At 50.8% G+C, this 22,347-nt stretch carries 11 protein-coding genes, 1 pseudogene and 1 other annotated feature; of the genes and pseudogenes, 9 read left to right on the top strand and 3 right to left on the bottom strand.

What is annotated here, in order from left to right:
• Positions 1–280: 280 nt before the first annotated feature.
• From mgtA to LACPH_RS10465, 5 genes and pseudogenes are all read left to right on the top strand, one after another.
• Positions 281–2,911 (top strand): magnesium-translocating P-type ATPase, encoded by a 2,631-nt coding sequence (mgtA, locus tag LACPH_RS10485; RefSeq protein WP_306386860.1) that lies wholly within the window; start codon positions 281–283, stop codon positions 2,909–2,911.
• Positions 2,912–3,061: 150 nt separating this feature from the next.
• Entirely contained in the window at positions 3,062–3,487 is a 426-nt protein-coding gene (gene rplK, locus LACPH_RS10480; RefSeq protein WP_005688081.1) for a 50S ribosomal protein L11, read from the top strand.
• Between the two features lie 98 nt (positions 3,488–3,585).
• Complete coding sequence (gene rplA / locus LACPH_RS10475; protein WP_306386859.1) at positions 3,586–4,275, top strand: 50S ribosomal protein L1; 690 nt, start codon at positions 3,586–3,588, stop codon at positions 4,273–4,275.
• Between the two features lie 189 nt (positions 4,276–4,464).
• Positions 4,465–5,838: an NAD-dependent succinate-semialdehyde dehydrogenase gene (locus LACPH_RS10470; protein ID WP_306386858.1), complete on the top strand. Its 1,374-nt coding sequence runs from the start codon at positions 4,465–4,467 to the stop codon at positions 5,836–5,838.
• A gap of 627 nt (positions 5,839–6,465) precedes the next feature.
• Positions 6,466–15,231 (top strand): annotated as a pseudogene (locus LACPH_RS10465) (pectate lyase-like adhesive domain-containing protein); the annotation flags it as partial.
• A 184-nt stretch (positions 15,232–15,415) separates the two neighbouring features.
• Here the strand turns inward: LACPH_RS10465 and LACPH_RS10460 are convergent.
• Entirely contained in the window at positions 15,416–16,639 is a 1,224-nt protein-coding gene (locus LACPH_RS10460) for an MFS transporter (RefSeq protein ID WP_306386856.1), read from the bottom strand.
• 253 nt (positions 16,640–16,892) lie between these two features.
• Here LACPH_RS10460 and LACPH_RS10455 point away from each other — a divergent pair, with 253 nt between their 5' ends.
• On the top strand, positions 16,893–17,423 hold the full coding sequence (locus LACPH_RS10455) for a hypothetical protein (RefSeq protein ID WP_049171676.1): 531 nt from the start codon (positions 16,893–16,895) through the stop codon (positions 17,421–17,423).
• The gene (locus LACPH_RS10450; protein ID WP_306386855.1) at positions 17,416–18,237 is read left to right on the top strand and encodes a hypothetical protein; all 822 of its coding nucleotides are present in this window, start codon (positions 17,416–17,418) and stop codon (positions 18,235–18,237) included. The genes LACPH_RS10455 and LACPH_RS10450 overlap by 8 nt, the downstream gene beginning before the upstream one ends.
• Positions 18,238–18,605: 368 nt before the next feature.
• Here LACPH_RS10450 and LACPH_RS10445 read toward each other — a convergent pair whose 3' ends face one another.
• Complete coding sequence (locus LACPH_RS10445) at positions 18,606–19,838, bottom strand: MFS transporter (protein ID WP_306386854.1); 1,233 nt, start codon at positions 19,836–19,838, stop codon at positions 18,606–18,608.
• A 167-nt stretch (positions 19,839–20,005) separates the two neighbouring features.
• Positions 20,006–20,129, top strand: a sequence feature (ribosomal protein L10 leader region).
• Positions 20,130–20,160: 31 nt separating this feature from the next.
• Here LACPH_RS10445 and rplJ point away from each other — a divergent pair.
• Positions 20,161–20,667, top strand: coding sequence for a 50S ribosomal protein L10 (gene rplJ / locus LACPH_RS10440; protein ID WP_010492058.1), 507 nt, complete (start codon positions 20,161–20,163; stop codon positions 20,665–20,667).
• Between the two features lie 41 nt (positions 20,668–20,708).
• A complete protein-coding gene (gene rplL / locus LACPH_RS10435; protein WP_010492057.1) occupies positions 20,709–21,077 on the top strand; it encodes a 50S ribosomal protein L7/L12 in 369 nt (122 codons plus the stop codon).
• Between the two features lie 159 nt (positions 21,078–21,236).
• On the opposite strand, the gene LACPH_RS10430 is transcribed toward rplL, so the two are convergent.
• The gene (locus LACPH_RS10430) at positions 21,237–22,139 is read right to left on the bottom strand and encodes a peptidylprolyl isomerase PrsA (RefSeq protein WP_306386853.1); all 903 of its coding nucleotides are present in this window, start codon (positions 22,137–22,139) and stop codon (positions 21,237–21,239) included.
• Positions 22,140–22,347: the final 208 nt, after the last annotated feature.

Raw genomic sequence — 22,347 nt, 5'->3', positions numbered from 1 at the left:
GAGAACAAGCGGCTTATGGAACAAGATAATAGTGACGAAGCACCCACGAAGACATGAACGCAATAATTAAGTGGAAGGTGCTCATGTGGTTATCATCGTGAAAATAGCGAAATGTATTCATGACTAGCTGACAAATGTTTTCTGGAAACCATCTGTCCGCTGGCCGGCCTTGCGTCATCACGAGGCTTAATGAAGACAGCCACTCAATCAAGAAAGGAACGATATAAAAGTTTATTAATGCCAAAGCGGCATGCTTCCACATTTTATATAACAAGAGATGATGTTCAAGAAAACCATAACAAGGCATAACGCTTCCACCCAGGAAAAAACGGCCGCGTTGATGCAGTATAGCCAGCAACAGCCACAGGAGGTTCTGGCGACACTGAGAACCCGTGAAGCAGGTCTGAAGCCTGCCGAGGCCGCCGATCGTCTGGAAGAAACGGGATCCAACACCGTCGTGACCCAACATCCGCGGCCGTGGTATTTAATTTTGTTTGCAGCATTTAATGAACCGTTTGTCTGGGTGCTGCTTTTATTATGCATCGTTTCCATCATGACAGCGGATTATGACGGTGCCCGAATGATGGGGCTGATGATTACGCTCTCCGTCTCGATTCACTTTTGGCAGGAATATCGGTCGCAAAAAGAAAGCCATGCGCTGGCTGCCTTGATTGCCAATACGACAGCGGTGACGCGTGACGGGCGAACGCAGGAGCGGCCGATGGATGAAGTCGTGCCTGGCGACATTGTCCAGCTGGCGACGGGAGATATGATTCCGGCTGATGCTTATTTGATTGCGACGCATGATTTGTTCGTCAATCAATCGTCTTTTACCGGTGAAGCGATGCCGGTGGAGAAAACGGCCGGCAAAGCCACTTTAGATACGGATCAAAGTCTTTTTGATGCGCCGAATCTGGTTTTCATGGGAACGGACGTGATTTCCGGTTCCGGTACCGCGGTGATTTTGAAAACCGGGGATGCCACTTATTTTGGTGATATGGCGAATCAAATCGGCCATAAACCCGCGCCAACGAGTTTTGAACAAGGGATGCGGGCCATCAGCCGGGTTTTGATCAGCATGATGCTGGTGTTGGTGCCGGTGGTGTTCGTGATCAACGGCATCACCAAGCAGGATTGGTCACAGGCGTTCTTTTTTGCGATTGCGGTTGCGGTGGGGCTGACGCCGGAAATGTTGCCGATGATCGTCAATAGCAATCTGGCAAAAGGCGCGCTTGCCATGTCGAAACGAAAAGTTATTGTGAAACGACTGCATGCGATCCAAAATCTCGGGGCCATCGATACCCTTTTCACCGACAAAACCGGGACAATTACCGAAGATCGCGTGGTCGTGATGCGGTACGTCGACGCGACTGGGGCCACTGATCCGGCGGTGCTGCGGATGGCGTATATGAATGCCAATTATCAGACCGGGTGGCACAACCTGATGGATACGGCAGTGGTGAATTACGCGCATGAGCACGAGGCGATTTTGGCGGATTTGCCCGCGGGATTAACCAAAATCGATGAAATTCCGTTTGACTTTGAGCGCCGGCGACTCACGGTGGTTGTCGCTAACGAGGACCACCAGTGGATGATCACCAAAGGGGCATTTGAGGAAATGCTGGCGGTGTGTGATCGGGTCGAACTGCATGGCGAGGTGCTGCCGATTACCCCGGAACGGCTCAAGCAACTTCAACATACAAACGCGGCCATGAGTGGTCAGGGGATGCGGATGATTGTGGTGGCCTACCGTCAGGATGTCCATCAACAGGAAATTTATACGACCGCTGACGAACAGCATATGGTGATCGCCGGTTTTCTGGGCTTTCTGGATCCAGCCAAACCGGATGCCAAAGAAGCGGTTGGCTTATTGCGGAACCACGGCGTTCGCGTGAAAGTTTTGACCGGTGATAACGCCATTATTACGCAACATGTTGCCGAAGAAGTGGGCATTGCCAATCAGCTTGTTGTCACAGGAAATGATGTCGAGAACATGGACGACAAGGCATTACGGCAGGCTGTCGAGTCGACGGATCTGTTCGTGAAGCTCAGCCCGTTGCAAAAAGCGCGGATTATTAAAACCATGCGGGCAGCCGGACACACAGTAGGGTACATGGGCGATGGCATCAATGACACCGCCGCACTGCGCGAAGCCGATGTCAGCATCAGTGTGGATACGGCTGCGGACATCACCAAAGACGCAAGTGGCATTATTTTATTAGAAAAAAGTCTGCTGGTGCTTGAGGATGGCATTCTTGAAGGACGACGGGTCTATGCCAACGCCATGAAGTACATTAAAATGACGAACGCCTCGAATTTTGGGAATGCCTTTTCGGTTTTGGTTGCCAGCATTTTTCTGCCATTTTTGCCGATGTTGGCGATTCAGCTGCTGGTTCAAAATCTGATTTACGATACGTCGCAAATGACCATTCCCTGGGACAATGTGGATGATGCCACGTTAGCCGAGCCGACGCCATGGCGCGCTAAGGGTTTGTTGCGATATACGTTGACATTTGGGCCGTTAAGTTCGCTTTTTGATATCACAACGTTCCTATTCTTATGGTTTGGGCTCGGAATTGGCGCCCATGCGGCCAGTTTGCCGGCACAGCATGTTTTTCAAGCAGGCTGGTTTGTTGTCGGCCTGTTCACCCAATCATTAGTCGTGCACGTTTTGCGGACGCGGGTAACCCCGTTTTGGCGGTCTCCGGCATCGGCCATCGTCATCCTGTCGACCATGCTGGCCTTGTTGGTGGGGTTGTTCCTCATCCTCTCGCCGCTGCATCGTGCCTTTGACTTTGCGGTGTTGCCACTTGGATATTGGCCGGGGGCGGCGCTCATCGTGTTGACTTACCTAATTGTTGTTGAATGCGTTAAGCGGGTGTATTTAAAGCGCGGCTGGCCGTGGCTGTGAAAAGCCATTCGGGGTGTTTCCCAAACTGAATCTTACTTGCCTTTTACGAGACAGCGTGCTACGCTACTTAAGTATGTTTTCAGCATACGCGTGGGAGGCCAAAACTTCTGGCCATCATAACCACATCACGGACTTAAGGAGGTATGTCTCGTGGCTAAAAAAGTAGCAAACATTGTCAAACTCCAAATTCCTGCTGGGAAAGCAACCCCAGCTCCTCCGGTTGGCCCTGCACTTGGGCAAGCCGGTATCAATATTATGGGGTTCACCAAGGATTTCAATGCACGTACGGCTGATCAAGCCGGCATGATTATCCCGGTTGTCATCACGGTTTATGAAGATCGTTCATTTGATTTCGTAACCAAGACCCCGCCGGCTGCAATTCTTTTGAAGAAAGCTGCTGGTGTTGAACATGGTTCCGGCGAACCGAATACCAAGAAGGTTGCTAAAGTAACCAAGGCTCAGGTCAAGGAAATCGCCGAAACAAAGATGCAAGACCTTAACGCTGCCGATGTTGAAGCGGCTATGCGCATGGTTGAAGGAACGGCTCGTTCGATGGGCTTCGAAGTCGAAGACTAAGACGCACTGTTCGGATTCTCAGTGAAAACTGAGGTAATCAGGTGGAAGGGAGAAAACTGATCTCCCAGTGACCACATTTGCAAGGAGGAAAACCCAGAATGGCTAAAAAAGGTAAAAAGTATTTAGAGGCTGCTAAAGCGGTTGATTCAAACAAGCACTACACCCCTGAAGAAGCGGTTAATCTGCTGAAGAAAATCGACTATGCCAAGTTCGACGAAACCGTTGAAGTTGCCTATCGTTTAAACGTTGACCCAAAGCAGGCTGACCAACAGATCCGTGGCGCAGTTGTGCTGCCAAACGGAACCGGTAAGACGTCGAAGGTCATTGTTTTTGCCCAAGGCGACCAAGCCAAGGCTGCCGAAGACGCCGGTGCTGACATTGTTGGTGCCGAAGATTTGGTACAAAAGATTCAAGACGGCTGGTTGGACTTTGATGTTGCGGTTGCAACACCACCAATGATGGCCCAGGTTGGTCGTTTGGGCCGGGTACTTGGCCCGAAAGGCTTAATGCCTAACCCGAAGACCGGCACCGTTACCATGGACACTGCCAAAACTGTCAATGATATCAAAGCCGGCCAGGTTGCTTATCGTGTTGACAAGGCTGGTATCATCCATGCCCCAATCGGCAAGAAGAGCTTCGATGCTGACAAGCTGCTTGAAAACTTCAAAGCCATGAACGACATCGTTTTAAAGGCACGCCCAGCAAGTACGAAGGGTATCTACATCAAGAGCCTGACCCTGACGTCCACCATGGCGCCTGGTATCAAGGTTAACCCGACTGACTTCTAAAATAATGATTATTTTGAGACTCGCTGAAACTGGCGGGTCTTTTTATTTTGCGTTAAATTAAAGTCGGCGTACGCCTTTGGGCTGCAAGGAATTTGCCGATTTGACTGTCCGTGCGAACGGTATGCAGTTGGCATCTATCAAGGGAATACGCTATGATTAAGTAAGGACACGAAGGGAGCGTTTACAAAAATGGCTTATCAAACCGTTGATCCGAACACGAACACTTTAGAGAAGACTTATGCGAACACAACGCCTGCGCAAATCGGCGAAATGCTGACAACCGGGCATGCGTTTTATAAGGAACAGCGTAATCTTGATCCGGCAACGCGGTCCGCAACGTTACACGCAGTTGCCGCTTATTTCCGGGATAATGCAGATGAAATGGCTGCGATTATCACCAAGGAAATGGGCAAGCGCACGGAAGAGGCTTTAGGTGAAGTCGAACTTTGTGCTGAAATTGCGGACATGTATGCTGATCGGGCGCCGGCACTGTTGAAACCGCAGCCGATTGACAGCACGGCTGGCGCTGCAGTGACGAATCACGTTGCTACCGGAATCGTGTTTGGTGTCGAACCCTGGAACTTCCCGTATTATCAGTTGATGCGGGTTTTTGCACCGAACTTCATGGTTGGCAATGCCGTCATCATCAAACCTGCAAGTAACGTACCGGCCAGTGGACTCGAATTTGAAAAGGCTGTACTGGCAGGCGGTGCGGACAAAGGCGCCTTCCAAATTGCCTTAATCGGCCACGATGATACCGAGACCTTCATCAAGGATCCCCGGGTTGCCGGCGTTTGTTTGACAGGTTCTGAAGGTGCCGGTTCGCATGTTGCGGCGCTTGCAGGCAAATACTTAAAGAAATCGTTGATGGAATTAGGCGGGATGGATGCCTTTCTGGTTTTAGACGGCGCCGATCTTAGCAGTGTCATTCCGGAAGCGGTCAAGACGCGACTGATGAACTGTGGCCAGGTCTGCACCAGTTCCAAACGGTTTATTGTGCTAGATAAGTACTATGACGATTTTGTAGCCGGGTTGAAGAAGGGCTTTGAAAGTGTCAAAATCGGCGATCCAAGCGATCCTTCAGTTGACGTTGGCCCATTGAACAGTCAAAAGGCCAAGGATAAGCTTCAAGGTCAGGTTGACACGGCGATCGAGCACGGTGCCAAGGTCGTTTACGGCAATACGCCAGTAGATCTGCCGGGCGCCTTCTTCCAACCGACAATTTTGACAGAGATCGACAAGGATAACCCTGCTTACCACACCGAATTATTTGGCCCAGTCGCCTGTGTCTACAAGGTACATTCTGAAAAGGAAGCCATTGAGCTTGCCAATGATGTACCTTATGGCCTTGGCGGTGCAGTCTTTGCCGGCGATACCAATCACGCTGCAGAAGTTGCCGCGCAGATTGAAACCGGTATGGTCGGTGCTAACCAAAGTCAGAGTTACAATGCCGAATTGCCATTTGGCGGCGTCAAGAATTCCGGTTACGGTCGTGAACTTGGCGATTTGGGGCTGTTTACATTTGTTAATGAACAAACCGTTACGCGGGCACTGCGCAAGTAATCGTTGTTTTAGTATGTGCGCTAGGTGGTCATTGCACCGTGGCAGGTTGAGCCAAAGAAGCTTTTAAATATTTCCAGAAAACGCCATCGCAATTTTGTTGCAATGGCGTTTTTGCTTGTGAACATGGGCCGGATTCGGATCCACAACGTGTGAAAGTCAGCATGAAAGTTAAAAAGTCAAAAATTGGAACCGTTTTCATGACAGTGGTGTGTTAATATTTTTGACAATAATAGTATTATATAAATGCATTGTGTGTGTAAGAATTTAAATATTTATAAAAGTAAGTCCTTTGAAAGATTGGTCTAGTGGCTTTCACAGGACTTTCGTTGCCTTTGGCAGGAGAGCATATAATCACATTTTTAGATATTTTTGACTGTATTTGCCCTTTTACTGACGGAGGAGCTTTTCAAATGAGCAGTGGTTGTGCATGAATTATTTCATCAACTTTTTCAAGTCAATAGCCAGGTAGCCATGTGCAGCTTGATCCGGAAAGGAGATGGTGCCACGGGGGAACTGCTTTAAGAAAATGGGTTGGAAACTAACCAATTGGGTTACTCAATTATTTTTGAGAGGATCTTGAGTATGAAAAAGGTAAAGAGAACGAATGTTTTGATGGAGAAGAAATGATACAAGATGTTCAAGTCGAAGAAAAAGTGGTTAATCGCACCACTCTTCTTCCTTGGCGTCGGGTTGGGAACAGCCTTCGAACCAAATGAAGTTAAAGCTGATGTTCAAACACCAAGCAGTTCCACCTATACTGAGGCTTCCTCATCAGGTGCCAGTAGCGGACAAAATAGCGCCAGTAGCAGCGCTGCAACAGATACACAAAGCAGTGCAACTAGCGCTAGTCAAAGCAAATCAAGTGTTGCTAGTACTGATAGCAGTAGTGCTGCGAGTGACAGCCAAAGCAGCAGCGTAGCGAGCGCCAGCCAAAGTAGTAACAGTGCCGCCAGCGCCAGCCAGGGCAGTAAGAGCGCCTCAAGCGCCAGTGCTTCAAGTAGCAGTGAAAGCAACGCCAGCGATGGCAGTGCCAGCCAAGGTAGCAGCAGTGCCGCCAGTGCCGGTAGCGCGAACAGCAGCAGTGCCAGTCTGGCTAGTGCCGCTGCAAGTGCTGCGAGTTCCGCTAGTGCATCAAGTGCCAGTTCATCAAGTTCAAGTGCATCAAGTTCAAATGCCAGCGCAAGCAGTGTCAGTGCAGCAAAGGCCACACAGAGTGCACTTGCAGCAAGCTCGGCCGCAGCTACTTCCGGCTCCAGCGTTGACGTCAGCACGGCTTCTGATTTTAACACGGCCATGGCGAACTCAGCTGTCAGTGAGATTAACGTTCAGGCTGATTTCGTTGATGATGTATCGGGTGCTGATCGGCAAACATATGCTTATCGGCCGAACCTAGTTATTAATGGTAATGGCCACACAATTGATTTTCGTAAGCACTGGTACGAGCAAGATGCTACGGCTACCCAGAATGAAAGCCTTACGATCAATGACTTGACCATGTATGGCTACAGTTATTGGGGCCCGGTTACCATCATGGGGGTTAACCCTAACTCCGGTTATGATCATTCCGTGACCTTTAATAATGTCACATATACTGGTGCCCAGTTAATGTATGGCAGAACGACGAAGGTTTACATTAAGGGAAAGACAACGGTTAATTCCGTAAAATCCTACACTTCACCGTTTGATAATTCGACTCAGCTTGCACAGCCAGGTGATGGCAGTCAGCAAAACTTTGAAGTCAGCTATATGGAAGTCGAAGCCGGCGCTACTTACACAGGTACTACTTATAGTGGGACGGCCGTTCAAGTTCACAATGGTGGCTCGTTTATTGTCGATAAAGGTGCGACCGTTGATCTGCAAAGAACAAGTGCGACCGGTGCCAATGAAGACGGCTTTAATGCACTGATTTATACAAGTGGATCGGTTGAGTTTAAAGAAGGATCGAAGGTTACTCTCAATAAGAATAAACTTGAAGAAAGTAACTTCTCACCGATTTATATTGACACTGGCGCTAATTTAACAGTCGACAAAGATGCGGTTGTTAATATTTATGGTGCGGAAGGCAATACTCCGGTTAGGATTGCCGGCAGTGGTACAGTCAACCTCAATGAAGGTTCATCAATGACCATTAACCAAACCGGGGATACGTTTGGTACTAATGGTGTCATTAATATCGTCGGCACTGGTGGCTTTTATGTTGCAAGTGGCAGTACCCTTGCCGTTAATGTGACGGACACAGGTGCAGCTTCGATTAATGTCATCAAGACGACCGGTAGTAGCCAGTTGAGCTTTGCCCAGGATGCAACTGCCAAGCTGACGGTTAATGGTGGCACAGGTATTGCCCATGTACTTAACATTGGCAATAACTCGAAGATCAATATTTATATGCCAAAGTCAATTCTTTTCAGTATTGACGGTAATACGAATAGTGCTTCCAGTATCTTCGATGTTACTGGCAGTGGTACGTTAACCGCCCAATATGTCAAGATCAACCCTGACAATGGTAAGAGTCCTTTTGGTCCGTATAAGTCCGTTTCTTACACATTGAAAAATGACGGTTCTACGTCAGCAACGGCAACGGTTCAAGGCTTAACTGAAGCTGCCGAAACTTCAGGCAAAGATCTTGCTGATGATTTTGCAACTGATACCAGCCTGGAATTCGTAACAGCTGCAGACAATTTTGTCACCGTTGATCCAGTCACTGACGAAACGACAACCCTCACTGGTAAAACCGGTGCGGATGGTTATGTAACGATTACCGGATTAGATGGAATTCCTGACGGCACTCTGACGGCAAACCCATATGATTCAACTAAGTATTTGGTACAAGCCGATGACAATGGGAACTGGAGTTATAAACTGCCTGATGGCGTTAAATTAACACCGAACACTTCCTTTAAAGTGGTTTCAAGCGATGCCTTCATCGTTAAAACCGCAACGGTGGTTGTTAATGATGCCGAAACACCAAAACAGGCTTCCAGTGCTGCCGATAGTTCAAAGACGACCGGTAGTGCCGCTGATGCAACGGATTCACAGGCCGCTGTGACAAACAGTGCTGCCAGTGCTGCAGCAAGTTATGCGAGTGAAGCTGCAGCGATTGCCAAGAGTCAGGCTTCCAATGCGACGATTCAGTCACTGGCAAGCGATGCCCAAAAGCAGGCAAGCTTAGCATCTGATGCTAAAGTCGCGGCCGGCAAGAGCTCAAGTGCCGCCGCTGCGGCAGCAAGTACTGCAGCCAGCGCTGCCAGTGAAGCTTCATCCGCTGCTGCTGCTGTAGCCAGTGACGATGCCTTAGCAAGTTCTGCCGCTGCCGCGTATGATTCTTACGCAGCGGAAGCAAATGCTGCTTCTGCAGTTAATGATTCTGCGGGTTATGCAACGGCATCAACCGCTGCTGCATCTGCTGCTAGTCAGATGAACAATTCATTGTCGGATGCTCAATCAGCTGCAAAAGTTGCTGCAAGCGATGCAGCAGTTGCAAGTAACGCTGTCAGTGCTGCGGTTGAAGCTCAGAGTGAAGCTACAACACAAGCGGCTGCTGCATCAGCTGCAAGCAGTCAGGCACTTGAGGATCTGAATAAGATTAAGGCGGCAGTGAATAGTGACGCTAATGGTGCCAGTTCCAGTGCCAGTGAGGCTAATATTGCTTCAACTGCCACCTCGAGTTATGCAAGTGCCGCAAACTCCAGTGCTAGTGAAGCCGGTTCTTATGCATCTCAAGCAAGTTCGAGTGCCAGTGACGCAGCCGGTCAGGCAAGCACGGCTGATCAGCATGCAAGTACCGCTGCATCGGCTGCTTCCGAATATCCGAACGATAGTGGAATCCAGTCATATGCCAGTGCAGCTGCCAGCGATGCCTCTGAGGCGGATAGCAACGCAAGCATGGCACATAGTGCTGCTGCTTCCGGTGCGGCTGCTGCCAGTGATGCCAGCGACCAAGCCAAGACAGCCGATAGTGCCGATGCCGTAGCCAGTGGTGCCGCCAAGGCGGCCAATAGTGCGGCCGATGCTGCCAAAAGTGCCGCAAAGGCCGGCGACAGTAAAGCTGCCGCTAGTTACTCCAACGCTGCCAGTGTTGCCGCAAGTAACGCCAAACAGGCTGAAAGCCAAGCTAAGGCAGCCGCAAGTGCTGCCGCATCAGATGCCGCAACTGCATCAGATGCCGCCAGTGCTGCAGCCGGTTATGACAAGGCTGCCAGTGCTGCCAACGCTGCTGCAAGCAGCGCCGCAGATGCTGCTTCTAGTGCTGCCGCAGCCAAGCACAATCCAAGTTCCAGCGCCAGTGAGGCTGATATTGCTTCGACTGCAACGTCCAGTTATGCAAGTGCCGCAAACTCCAGTGCGAGTGAAGCCGGTTCCTATGCATCACAGGCAAGTTCCAGTGCCAGTGACGCTGCCGGTCAGGCAAGCACGGCCGACCAACATGCAAGTACCGCTGCATCAGCTGCTTCCGAATATCCGAACGATAGTGGAATCCAGTCATATGCAAGTGCCGCAGCCAGTGATGCTTCTGAAGCGGATAGTAATGCAAGCATGGCACATAGTGCCGCTGCTTCCGGTGCGGCTGCTGCCAGTGATGCCAGCGATCAGGCTAAGACAGCTGATAGTGCCGATGCCGTAGCCAGTGATGCCGCCAAGGCTGCTAACAGCAACGCCGATAAGGCCACTAGTGCCGCAAAGGCCGGTGACAGCAAGGCTGCTGCTAGTTACTCCAACGCTGCCAGCGCTGCTGCAAGCACCGCCAAGCAGGCTGAAAGCCAGGCTAAGGCAGCCGCCAGTGCTGCCGCGTCAGATGCCGCAACAGCATCAGATGCTGCCAGTGCTGCAGCCGGTTATGACAAAGCTGCCAGTGACGCCAACGCTGCCGCAAGCAGCGCCGCAGATGCTGCTTCTAGTGCTGCCGCAGCCAAGCACAATCCAAGTTCCAGCGCCAGTGAGGCTGATATTGCTTCAACCGCAACCTCTAGCTATGCGAGTGCCGCGAACTCCAGTGCCAGTGAAGCCGGTTCTTATGCATCACAGGCAGGTTCCAGTGCCAGTGACGCCGCCGGTCAGGCAAGCACAGCTGACCAGCATGCAAGTACCGCTGCATCAGCTGCCTCCGAGTATCCGAAGGATAGCGGGATCCAGTCATATGCTAGTGCGGCTGCCAGTGATGCCTCTGAAGCGGACAGCAATGCAAGCATGGCACATAGTGCCGCTGCTTCCGGTGCGGCGGCTGCCAGCGATGCCAGCGACCAAGCCAAGACGGCCGATAGTGCCGATGCCGTAGCCAGTGATGCCGCCAAGGCTGCTAACAGCAACGCCGATAAGGCCACTAGTGCCGCAAAGGCCGGTGACAGCAAGGCTGCTACTAGTTATTCCAACGCTGCCAGCGCTGCAGCAAGCAACGCTAAGCAGGCTGAAAGCCAAGCTAAGGCAGCCGCCAGTGCTGCCGCATCAGATGCCGCAACGGCGTCAGATGCCGCCAGTGCTGCAGCCGGTTATGACAAAGCTGCTAGTGATGCCAATGCTGCTGCAAGCAGCGCCGCAGATGCTGCCGCCAGTGCCGCAGCAAAGCACAATCCAAGTTCCAGTGCCAGTGAGGCTGATATTGCTTCGACTGCAACATCCAGCTATGCAAGTGCCGCAAACTCCAGTGCCAGTGAAGCCGGTTCTTATGCATCACAGGCAAGTTCCAGTGCCAGTGACGCAGCTGGTCAAGCAAGCACGGCTGATAAGAATGCAAGCACAGCTGCATCAGCTGCTTCCGAATATCCGAACGATAGCGGGATCCAGTCATATGCCAGTGCTGCCGCTAGCGACGCTTCTGAGGCGGATAGCAACGCAAGCATGGCACATAGTGCCGCTGCTTCCGGTGCGGCTGCTGCCAGTGATGCCAGCGATCAAGCTAAGACGGCTGATAGTGCCGATGCCGTAGCCAGTGATGCAGCCAAGGCTGCTAACAGCAACGCCGATAAGGCCACTAGTGCCGCAAAGGCCGGTGACAGCAAGGCTGCTGCTAGTTACTCCAACGCTGCCAGCGCTGCTGCAAGCACCGCCAAGCAGGCTGAAAGCCAGGCTAAGGCAGCCGCCAGTGCTGCCGCGTCAGATGCCGCAACAGCATCAGATGCTGCCAGTGCTGCAGCCGGTTATGACAAGGCTGCCAGTGATGCCAACGATGCCGCAAGCAGTGCGGCAAGTGCCGCGTCTAGTGCTGCCGCAGCCAAGAGCGATGCCAGTGGTGCTAGCTCCAGTGCCAGTGGGGCAAGTTCCAGTGCGAGTGAGGCTAATACAGCTTCGACCGCAACTTCTGGTTATGCTAGCGCTGCAAATTCCAGTGCCAGTGAAGCCGGTTCTTATGCATCACAGGCAAGTTCCAGTGCCAGTGACGCAGCTGGTCAGGCAAGCACAGCTGACAAGAATGCAAGCACAGCTGCATCGGCTGCTTCCAAGTATCCAAAGGATAGCGGGATCCAGTCTTATGCGAGTGCGGCAGCCAGCGATGCTTCTGAGGCGGATAGCAATGCAAGCATGGCACATAGTGCCGCTGCTTCCGGTGCGGCGGCTGCCAGCGATGCCAGCGACCAAGCCAAGACGGCCGATAGTGCCGATGCCGTAGCCAGTGCTGCAGCCAAGGCGGCCAATAGTGACGCCGATAAGGCCGCAAGTGCCGCAAAGGGCGGCGACAGTAAAGCTGCTGCTAGTTACTCCAACGCCGCAAGTGCTGAAGCAAGCAGCGCCAAACAGGCTGAAAGCCAAGCTAAGGCAGCCGCCAGTGCTGCCGCATCAGATGCCGCAACGGCGTCAGATGCCGCCAGTGCTGCAGCCGGTTATGACAAAGCTGCTAGTGATGCCAATGCTGCTGCAAGCAGTGCGGCAAGTGCTGCTTCCAGTGCTGCCGCAGCGAAGTCCGATGCAGCGAAGTCTGATGCTAGTGGTGCCAGCTCCAGTGCTAGTCAGGCTAGTGATGCATCATCGGAAGCTTCAGACTACGCAAGCAACGCAAGTTCCAGTGCTAGCGAAGCCAACTCTTATGCATCACAGGCAAGTTCTAGTGCCAGTGGCGCAAACAGTCAGGCAAGCAATGCCGCGAGTGATGCCAACAATGCTTCATCAGCTGCTTCCGAGTATCCAGATGATAGCGGAATCCAGTCTGATGCAAGTACGGCATCAAGTGCTGCAAGCATTGCAAGCAGCGCCGCAAGCCAGGCAACAAGTCAATCATCGATTGCTTCTTCAGCTGCCAGTGATGCAAACCACCAGGCAAGTATCGCTTCCAGCGCGGCATCAGCCGCAAGCAGTGCGGCAAGTACTGCAAGCAGCGCTGCCAGTGCTGCATCAAGCGCCGCCAACTCCGGTGACAGTAGTGCCGCAAGCAGTTACTCCAACGCCGCAAGCTCGGCCGCAAGCGATGCATCGAGTGCTGAGAGTCAGGCAAGCGATGCCGCGAGTGCTGCAGCTTCCGATGATTCGGTAGCTTCCAGCGCTGCCAGTGCTGCTAGTTCCTATAGCTCAGCAGCATCCAATGCGGCAAGTACCGCAAGCAGTGCCGCAAGTGCTGCTTCCAGTGCTGCCGCAGCGAAGTCCGATGCTGCGAAGTCTGATGCTAGTGGAGCCGGTTCAAGTGCTAGTCAGGCTAGTGATGCATCGTCGACAGCTTCAGACTACGCAAGCAACGCAAGTTCCAGTGCGAGTGAGGCCAGTTCTTATGCATCACAGGCAAGTTCCAGTGCCAGTGGTGCAAACAGTCAGGCAAGCAATGCCGCGAGTGATGCCAACAATGCGTCATCAGCTGCTTCCGAGTATCCAGATGATAGCGGAATCCAGTCTGATGCAAGTACGGCATCAAGTGCCGCAAGCCAAGCAAGCAGTGCTGCAAGCCAGGCAACGAGTCAGTCATCGATTGCTTCCTCTGCTGCCAGTGATGCAAAGAGCCAAGCAAGTATCGCTTCCAGCGCGGCCTCAACCGCAAGCAGTGCGGCAAGCATTGCAAGTAGCGCTGCCAGTGCTGCATCAAGCGCCGCCAACTCCGGTAACAGTAGTGCAGCAAGCAGTTACTCCAACGCCGCAAGCAATGCCGCAAGTGACGCATCAAATGCTGAGAGTCAGGCAAGCGATGCCGCGAGTGCTGCAGCTTCCGATGATTCGGTAGCTTCCAGCGCCGCCAGTGCTGCTAGTTCCTATAGCTCAGCAGCATCCAGTGCGGCAAGCACCGCAAGCAGTGCCGCGAGCGCTGCCTCCAGTGCTGCCGCAGCCAAGAGTGATGCTAGTGGTGCTAGTTCCAGTGCTAGTGGTGCCAGCTCCAGTGCTAGTCAAGCCAGTGATGCATCATCGACAGCTTCAGATTACGCAAGCAACGCCAGCTCCAGTGCTAGTGAGGCTAACTCTTATGCGTCACAGGCAAGTTCTAGTGCCAGTGGCGCAAACAGCCAAGCAAGCAATGCCACGAGTGATGCCAACAATGCGTCATCAGCTGCTTCTGAGTATCCAAGTGATAGCGCGATCCAGTCTGATGCAAGCACGGCATCTAGTGCCGCAAGCGAAGCAAGCAGCGCCGCAAGCCAGGCAACGAGTCAATCATCGATTGCTTCTTCTGCTGCTAGTGACGCAAACCACCAGGCAAGTATCGCTTCCAGCGCGGCTTCTGCTGCAAGCAGTGCGGCAAGCATTGCAAGTAGCGCAGCCAGTGCTGCATCTAATGCTGCCAATTCCGGTAACAGTAGTGCAGCAAGCAGTTACTCCAACGCCGCAGCTTCAGCTGCAAGTGCTGCAACGAGTGCTGAAAACGCCGCAAGCAATGCTGCGAGTGCTGCAGCTTCCGATGATTCGGTAGCTTCCAATGCCGCAAGTGCTGCTAGTTCCTATAACGCGATAGCATCCAGTGCGGCAAGCACCGCAAGTAGCGCAGCCAGTGCTGCAGCCAGTGCGGCAGCAAGCCATCACAACTTACCTGATACCGGTGGCAATGGCTCAGATTCGAACTCATCGTCAGGTGCGGCCGGCAATGGTGGTAATGGTCCATCGTCAGGCTCATCATCGAACGCAGCCGGCAATGGTGGTAATGGTCCATCATCAGGCTCATCATCGAATGCAGCCGGTGGTAGTGGTAGTGGTACGCAGCCAGGAAACGGTGGCAATGGTGGCAACTCCGCGAATGGTGGAGGTTCATCATCGCAAACCGGCAATGGTGGTAGCAACACATTACCAGCAACTGGTAGTACAACGGGTCAGTCATCGAATCAAACAGGCTCATCATCGGAAAATGGCAATAGTGGTAAACACACATTGCCGCAAACCGGTGAGGCAAGCGATCAAGATGCTCCTGTTCTCGGTCTGCTTGTAGCTAGTCTGATGGGATTGTTTGGCCTTGCAGGAACCAGACGCCGCAAGGATGACAAAACATCAAAGTAAAGCTGAGTAACGATGGTCACTAAACACTGTTACGCGACTAAACTTTGACACAAAGAGAGTGGTGTGAGGAACGTTTACACGTTTCTTGCACCACTCTTTTTGCTTGGCATTAAAAAGAGGGCAGCCGAAATGGTTGTCCTCTTTTTTTAATTATTCTAGATGCCGGTACGCGTAAAGGCGTTTATTATGACTTTGACGGCGCTGTCTCAATCGAATCAACTAACTTGACCCCCATGGTTTCCTGTCCCAAAAAGATGATGGCGACGATAGCGATGAGGATGGATGCGGTAAAAATGGCAAAGATACTAGTGACTGACCAGTTGGCGCCTAACAGGTGGCCGACAAGCAGTGGACCAACGATACCGCCGATGCGGCCGATGCCGGCTGCCATGCCTGAGCCGCTGCTGCGGACGATGGTTGGGTATTGTTCCGGTGAGTAGGCGTAGAGGGCACCCCATGCACCGAGGTTGAAGAATGAGAGCAACATGCCGGCAGTTAATAGCATTGGCAGACTCGTTGCCATTCCGAAGGCCAGTGCACTGGCGGCAGTGCCGAGGAGAAACAGGCTTAAGACGAGCTTACGGCCCCATTTTTCGATTAACCATGCGGCTACAAAATAACCGGGCAATTGTGCTAACGTCATGATCAGCACATAACCAAAACTGTTGATGAGGCTGAAGCCTTTGAGGACCATCACGCTTGGTAGCCACAGGAACATGCCGTAATAGGAGAAGACGACCATGAACCAGACGATCCACAACATGATGGTTGAGCGCACGTAAGGCGGGTGCCAGAGTGTCGTGAGCGTTTTGATCAAGCCTGGTCGGGCTACTTTTTTGAAGGCGCGTGATTCGTTGATGCCTTCGCGGAAGTAGAAAGCGTATAGGCCGGCTAAACCAGTTGCAAAAACGGCCACGCGCCAGCCCCAGACCGGCATGATGAAGTAAGAGATAATGGCTGCTAGTAACCAGCCGGCCGCCCAGAAGCTTTCTAACAATACAACGCTGCGGCCGCGTTTTTCGACCGGCACACTTTCGGAGACCAGCGTAGAAGCCACTGGCAGCTCGCCGCCCAACCCAGCGCCGATGATAAAGCGTAAAACAAGAAAAATACCATAACCTGTTGCAAAAGCGGAAATGCCGCTTCCAATTGAAAAGACCAAAAGTGTGAGAATGAGAATGGCTTTGCGGCCAAAACGATCGGCCATCATTCCGAACAAAATGGCGCCAACCGCCATACCGATCGAACTGACGCTGCCGATCCACCCCATTTCAACAGTACTTAGTTGCCATTCCTTATGCAAGGCTGCGATAACGAAACTCAGCATCCCCACATCCATCGCGTCAAATAGCCAGGCAATGCCAATGCCGACGATCAACCGCGCATGACTCGGTGCTTTCTTTGTCATTTGTCTCCTCCTTGATGAATTCCTCACAAGTTGGGTGTCTTGACACCCGTTTGCATGATCTTAATTTCATCAAAAAAGGGGGATTCTGTCAATAAGAATTTTCATGAGATGCATCACAAGCGGATAAGACCTCAATGATTTCAAGTGTTTAGAAAGCAAAATAATTTTCAAAACTTGTATCAACCTTGGGGAATGAACGATGCTGCATGTTAAGATGGAACAACATAGCAAAAAGCGAGGAAGGCAAAGTTTTATGAAGAAAATCACAGAATGGTATTACGGCATTTCACTTAAGGATCGCTTCAAGCAACGAACTTATGACGCGATCATGGGCCGCAACATGCTGACAGCAGAGTTAATGCTGCTGATTGCCAGTGCGACGGCCATTTTTATTGATGCCAATAGTTTGAAAATGATCACTGCAAGCACATGGATTCTGTTGCTGGTGACGGTGATCATTGGCTTGATGAACACGGTCAGCTTACATTACTACCGACTGCAGGTGATTGAAGTTGATACGCCTGAAGCTTATCACCAGTACGTTTGGCTGGCAGTTGCCCGCGGCGTTTTGTCTGCGCTGGTACTGGCAGTCGCGATTTTTGCGATTGAAATGGCTTATGAAGCCGCGATGGACATGAACCCGCTACCGCAATATTACCTGACAAATCATTTCTGGATCGGCGTGATGTTGCCAATCGCGTACGGCATTTGCCGGTTTGGCTACGGGTTCCTGCATTTGCATGGTACTTGGGATCATAAAAAGGATACTGAGGACAATGATTAATTGGCAGCCAGGAGCGGGGCGAAGTGTCACGCCAGCGGAATTGCAACCTTTGTTAAAAGGCGGAGATCAATGGACGAAGCAGCTTTTTGGTAACAAAGCAGCAATCATCCGTGGCTTTCCTCAAGCGGGGCCTCTACAATATGCGGTGGCTGTGTGGCAAAATACTTATCATAAGCGTGCGCTCTATTTCAATGTGGTCGGCCGAAACATCCGGTTAGCTGAGCTGATCCCAATGCTTAAGCAATTAGCGGGTCAACACGATCGGTTGCAATTTAGCAGCTATGATTTTTCGTCAGATATTACGCAGCAATTGCGTCAGGCAGGTTTTCAGGTCATTCGCCACACCGCCATGGGTACTTATCGAACGTTGCGACCAACAGCGACGATCCCTGGCATTAAATCACGTTCTCAATTAACGGCAACCCAGTGGCAGGCTGTGGTTCAGCTAAGCTTTCAAAATTACGTAAGTGCACACACAGTTAATCCTGCCACGATGACGCAAGCTCAATTTGAGAAGGAACTGAGTGATGCTGATTCGCAGCAGCCCGGTTTTTGGGTTGTAGGCAATAGGGTCCGGGCTTATGCGTTCTGGTTTGAAGATGAGCCTGGTGAATTGACAAGTGCCTGGCTCGGCGGGGTCAAGCAAGCTGATACCTTACGACTGATGCAGGCCGTTTTACCGCTGGTTCAGGCAAATTATCGAGTGGTTAACGGTGAATTTGATGATACCGATCCGCATGCTTGGGCAGTCTACCGCCGACTAGCGATTCCTGATCCGCATCCTCTTGTTACATGGCAGCTAATGTTGCGCTAGTATTTGTTGGCACTGAAAAGCAGACACATTAAAAAGACGCTGGGTCATAATTTACATTGGCAATATAAAAACGAACACACACGCAAAACAGTAAATTGCGAGTATGTTCGTTCTTTGTTTTCCCTAGAATAATTTGTTAGTATATCGAGATGATAGTGCCAAAGCGGAGCAATCGTAGGCCAGAGGGGGCTCAGTGGTGAGATTGTACTAGCCGGGCGATCTTCCCGGCGTAGTACAAGGCCGAGCTTTGAGACTCAGCCGGGTTTGCTGAGGCTCAAAGTCGTGCCCACCACGTTCCAGCCCCAGCTGGCCGGAGATTGCGGAGTTTGGCACGGCAAGGAACTTATTGCCTTTGCCACACTAAGCGATTATTCCTGCTGCTGCGGCCGGCTGGACCAGATGTGCGGAATGAAGGTCCAGACCATCACAAGATCAAGCGCCAGGCACAAAGCGGTGAAAATGAAAACGCCGTTGTAGTCGAAAATATTGGAGATGAAACCACCAGCCAGTGATCCGGCCATGGAACCAAATGCCTGGGCGCTTTGATTCCAACTGAAAACCGTTCCGGTATAGCTCACCGGTGTCAGTTTGGAAAGCAGGGTCTGGATGGTTGGGAAAAGTGCGCCATCCGAGATGCCGATCATGAGCCGGAGAAAGCCTAGTGCCCAGATGCTGCCGACAATGCCTTGAGGAATGTACATGATGACGGCAAAGATCAGGCCGCTGACCAGAATTTTACCGGAACCGATGCGATCACCTAACTGACCTAAACGCGGGGCCGCCATTAAATTCGAGATCCCGGGTAGTGCCGCGATAATGCCGGCGACAACCGTGATTGGCCCAACGTTGTGCATTAATTCTTTGACATAAAGACTGATGATCGGGTAGATCGACATGTTGCCTAGCTGAATGATCGCGGTTGAGATGAGGAGCACCATAATCGCTTTAGGGTTGCTGACTTGGGTAAGCAGCCCCGGCCGTTTTTCCTTTTTCAACAGGCGCGGATCAGGCGTATAGTGTTCGTGAACCATGGTGAGACTTAGAACAAACACGATCAGCAGCAACGCGCCGGTGATGATGAACGTCAGCCGAATCGAGAATGTCTGGGCGAGAAAACCGCCGAGAATCGGGCCGATTAAATTACCGGAAACATAACCGGTCGTCAGGATCCCAATCGCTGTGCCACTTTTGGCTTTCGGTGTTTCGGTCGCAATTAACGCGCTGGCATTAGGAATATAGCCCGCAGCCAGTCCTTGCAGAAAACGCAGCGCGATTAACGCGTAGACATTGTGCACGAATCCGCAGGCACCAATGATAATCGCCATGCCAAAACTGGAACGTAATAACATGAGCTTACGGCCGCGGCGATCAGCCAGTCGGCCCCAAAGCGGACTGACAATGGCAACGACCATGAAGGTAACCCCAAAGGTAATCCCGGAATAAATACTGAGTTGGCCTTTCGTAAAATTGCCGAGTTGGTCGACATATAATGAGATAAACGGCGAGACCTCACTGAAGCCCATGCCGGCGATGAAGGTACCAAGCCATAAGACAGCGAGATTTTGCTGCCATGGTTCGAGACTTTTAAGTTTACTTGGCAAAATCGCCAACTTCCTTTCAGAAAAATAGTTACCCAACTAATATAACGCAATCAAAAAAGGGATACAATTGGCGCGACTGCAGAAAAAACAAAGTTGAAAATTTAGCCGGATTTAAAATACACACCAAATAATTTTGACATGGCTTGGCGACCATGGTATTCTACTCGTTGTGATTAGTCACTCTGCCTAAGACTCAGGGGGCGTAAAAGCCTTAATCATCCTGCCGAGGTGGTATCGGAAACATAAGATACCTCTATGTCTTGGTAGGCATGGAGTTTTTTTATTGCTAAAAACTTCAACCAAACTAATGGAGGTGAAAAACATGAGTGAACAAGCTATCGCAAAAAAAGCTGAACTCGTTAAGACGATTTCTGAACAATTCAAGAATGCTACCAGTGCTGTCGTTGTTGACTATCTGGGCTTAACGGTTGAGCAAGTAACCGCATTACGTAAGGAACTGCGCGAGGCTGGTGTTAAGATGGAAGTCCTGAAGAACACCTACCTGCGTCGTGCCGCTGATGCCAACGGTTACGAAGCATTGGACGATGTTTTCAAGGGCCCTACAGCCGTTGCCTTCTCCAATGACGATCCTGTTGCTCCGGCACGTATCATGGCCAAGTACGCTGACCAATTTGATGCATTGCAGATCAAGGGCGGCATCATCGAAAATAAAGTTGCTTCTTTGGACACCATTATGGAAATGGCCAAGATGCCAGATCGCGAAGGTCTGTTGTCGCAACTTGCTTCTGTCTTGCAGGCACCTGTCCGCGACTTTGCACTTGTTGTTAAAGCAGTTGCAGAAGCCAAAGACGAAGAACCTGCTGCATAATATGACGTTACAAACTATTTAAAAAACGGAGGAAACAAAACATGGCTTTAGATGTAGATGGCATCATTGCACAACTTAAAGATGCTTCCATTTTGGAACTCAATGACTTAGTTAAGTCAATCGAAGATGAATTCGGTGTTAAGGCAGCTGCTCCTGTTGCTGCCGGTGCCGCTGCTGGTGGCGACGCTGCAGCTACTAAGGATACCTATGACGTTGAATTGACCGAAGCCGGCCAAGAAAAGGTTAAGGTTATCAAGGCTGTTCGTGAAATCACTGGCCAAGGTCTGAAGGATGCCAAGGGTCTGGTTGACGCCGCTCCTAAGGTTATCAAGGAAGGCTTGTCCGAAGACGACGCTAACAAGATCAAGGAACAGCTTGAAGAAGTTGGCGCAACGGTAACTTTGAAATAATTAAGTTTCATTTTCAAAAAGGCACCCCGCTCAACACAGTCGTTAAGGCTGTGGTTGAGCGGGGTGCTTTTTTGATGTGTATAAATTGATTGGTCTTGTGGAATCGATACCATAAACCTCGAAGCAAAAGAACCCTGCTTTAACAGGATCCATATGAAACTAATCCTTCGCGACATTTTGCTTGTAACTATCCAGCGCGTCTGACAGATCTTTATCTTTGATCGTCACGTGCTGGTCTTTCAACACCTGACTAATCACCCGCTGCATGACGCTGGAGTTGCGCGACCATTTTGCGTAAACGCTGGCTGTCAGCGCTTTTTTATTGTTTTCAAAAGAGCCTTTAGCCGGATGGTTGACCATCTTAATAACTTCATAGCCGTTGGTTACTTTAACCGGTGACTGGGTATAATCGCCATTTTTTAACTTGTATGCTGCATCTTTAAAGGTCGAATCGAAACTTTTGCTGCTGGCTTCAAAGCTGGCTTTCCCGCCGTTGTCTTTGGTTGCGGTATCGATTGAATATGTTTTGGCTAATGTCGTGAAATCTTTGCCAGCTGCTAAATCGCTGATGACTTGCTTGGCCGTCGCTTCATCGCTGGTCAAAATATGTTGAACGGTGACTTTGGGTTGATAGGTTTTCCACGCTTCTTTAAGTTGGCTGTTGGTGACTTTCTTAAGCTTTTTAAGTGCGACTTCGCTTAACAGGTTGGTACGAATGCTTTGCCGAAAGCTGGCTTTGCTGAAGCCGTTTTGCGTTAAGAAGCTGGTGAAGTTTTCACCGTATTGGTTTTTATAGCTGTCGTAAGTGGTGTTGACGGCTTTGGCACTGACGGATTTGCCGTATGCATGGTCTAGTGCGCGGTAAATCAATAAATTAGCCAGAACGGTTTTCGTTGTTGGCGATTGTTTGAGTTCTTTGTATAAACTCGCTTGGGTAACTTGTCCACCTGAATAAGTTGCAACAGTCGGATCATCCGCCTGTTTGGTTTGGCATCCGGTTAGTAGCACGAGTGATGCGGCCATCGTGGCTAACAAGCCTTGAACGCGCAGTTTATTTTTCATTTCATTGATCCCCCTCTGACAAGCTGACGGCATAACGTGGCTACATCTTAACGTTTAAAATTAAAAAACTCAATATATTTCCTCATAATCACATAATCTAATTTTTGAATCGAGAAAATGAATTCTGATTCCTTGATATGACAATGATAGATGAAAATTTACAGATAAGAAAATTAAGTTAAGATTAAGAAAATTGTTGAAAGTCTTT

This window comes from Lacticaseibacillus parahuelsenbergensis (genome assembly GCF_030770265.1).
Taxonomy (GTDB): Bacteria; Bacillota; Bacilli; order Lactobacillales; family Lactobacillaceae; genus Lacticaseibacillus; species Lacticaseibacillus casei.
Note: the sequence above shows the minus strand (reverse complement) of the source record. Positions and strands in the feature narration are given on the sequence as shown.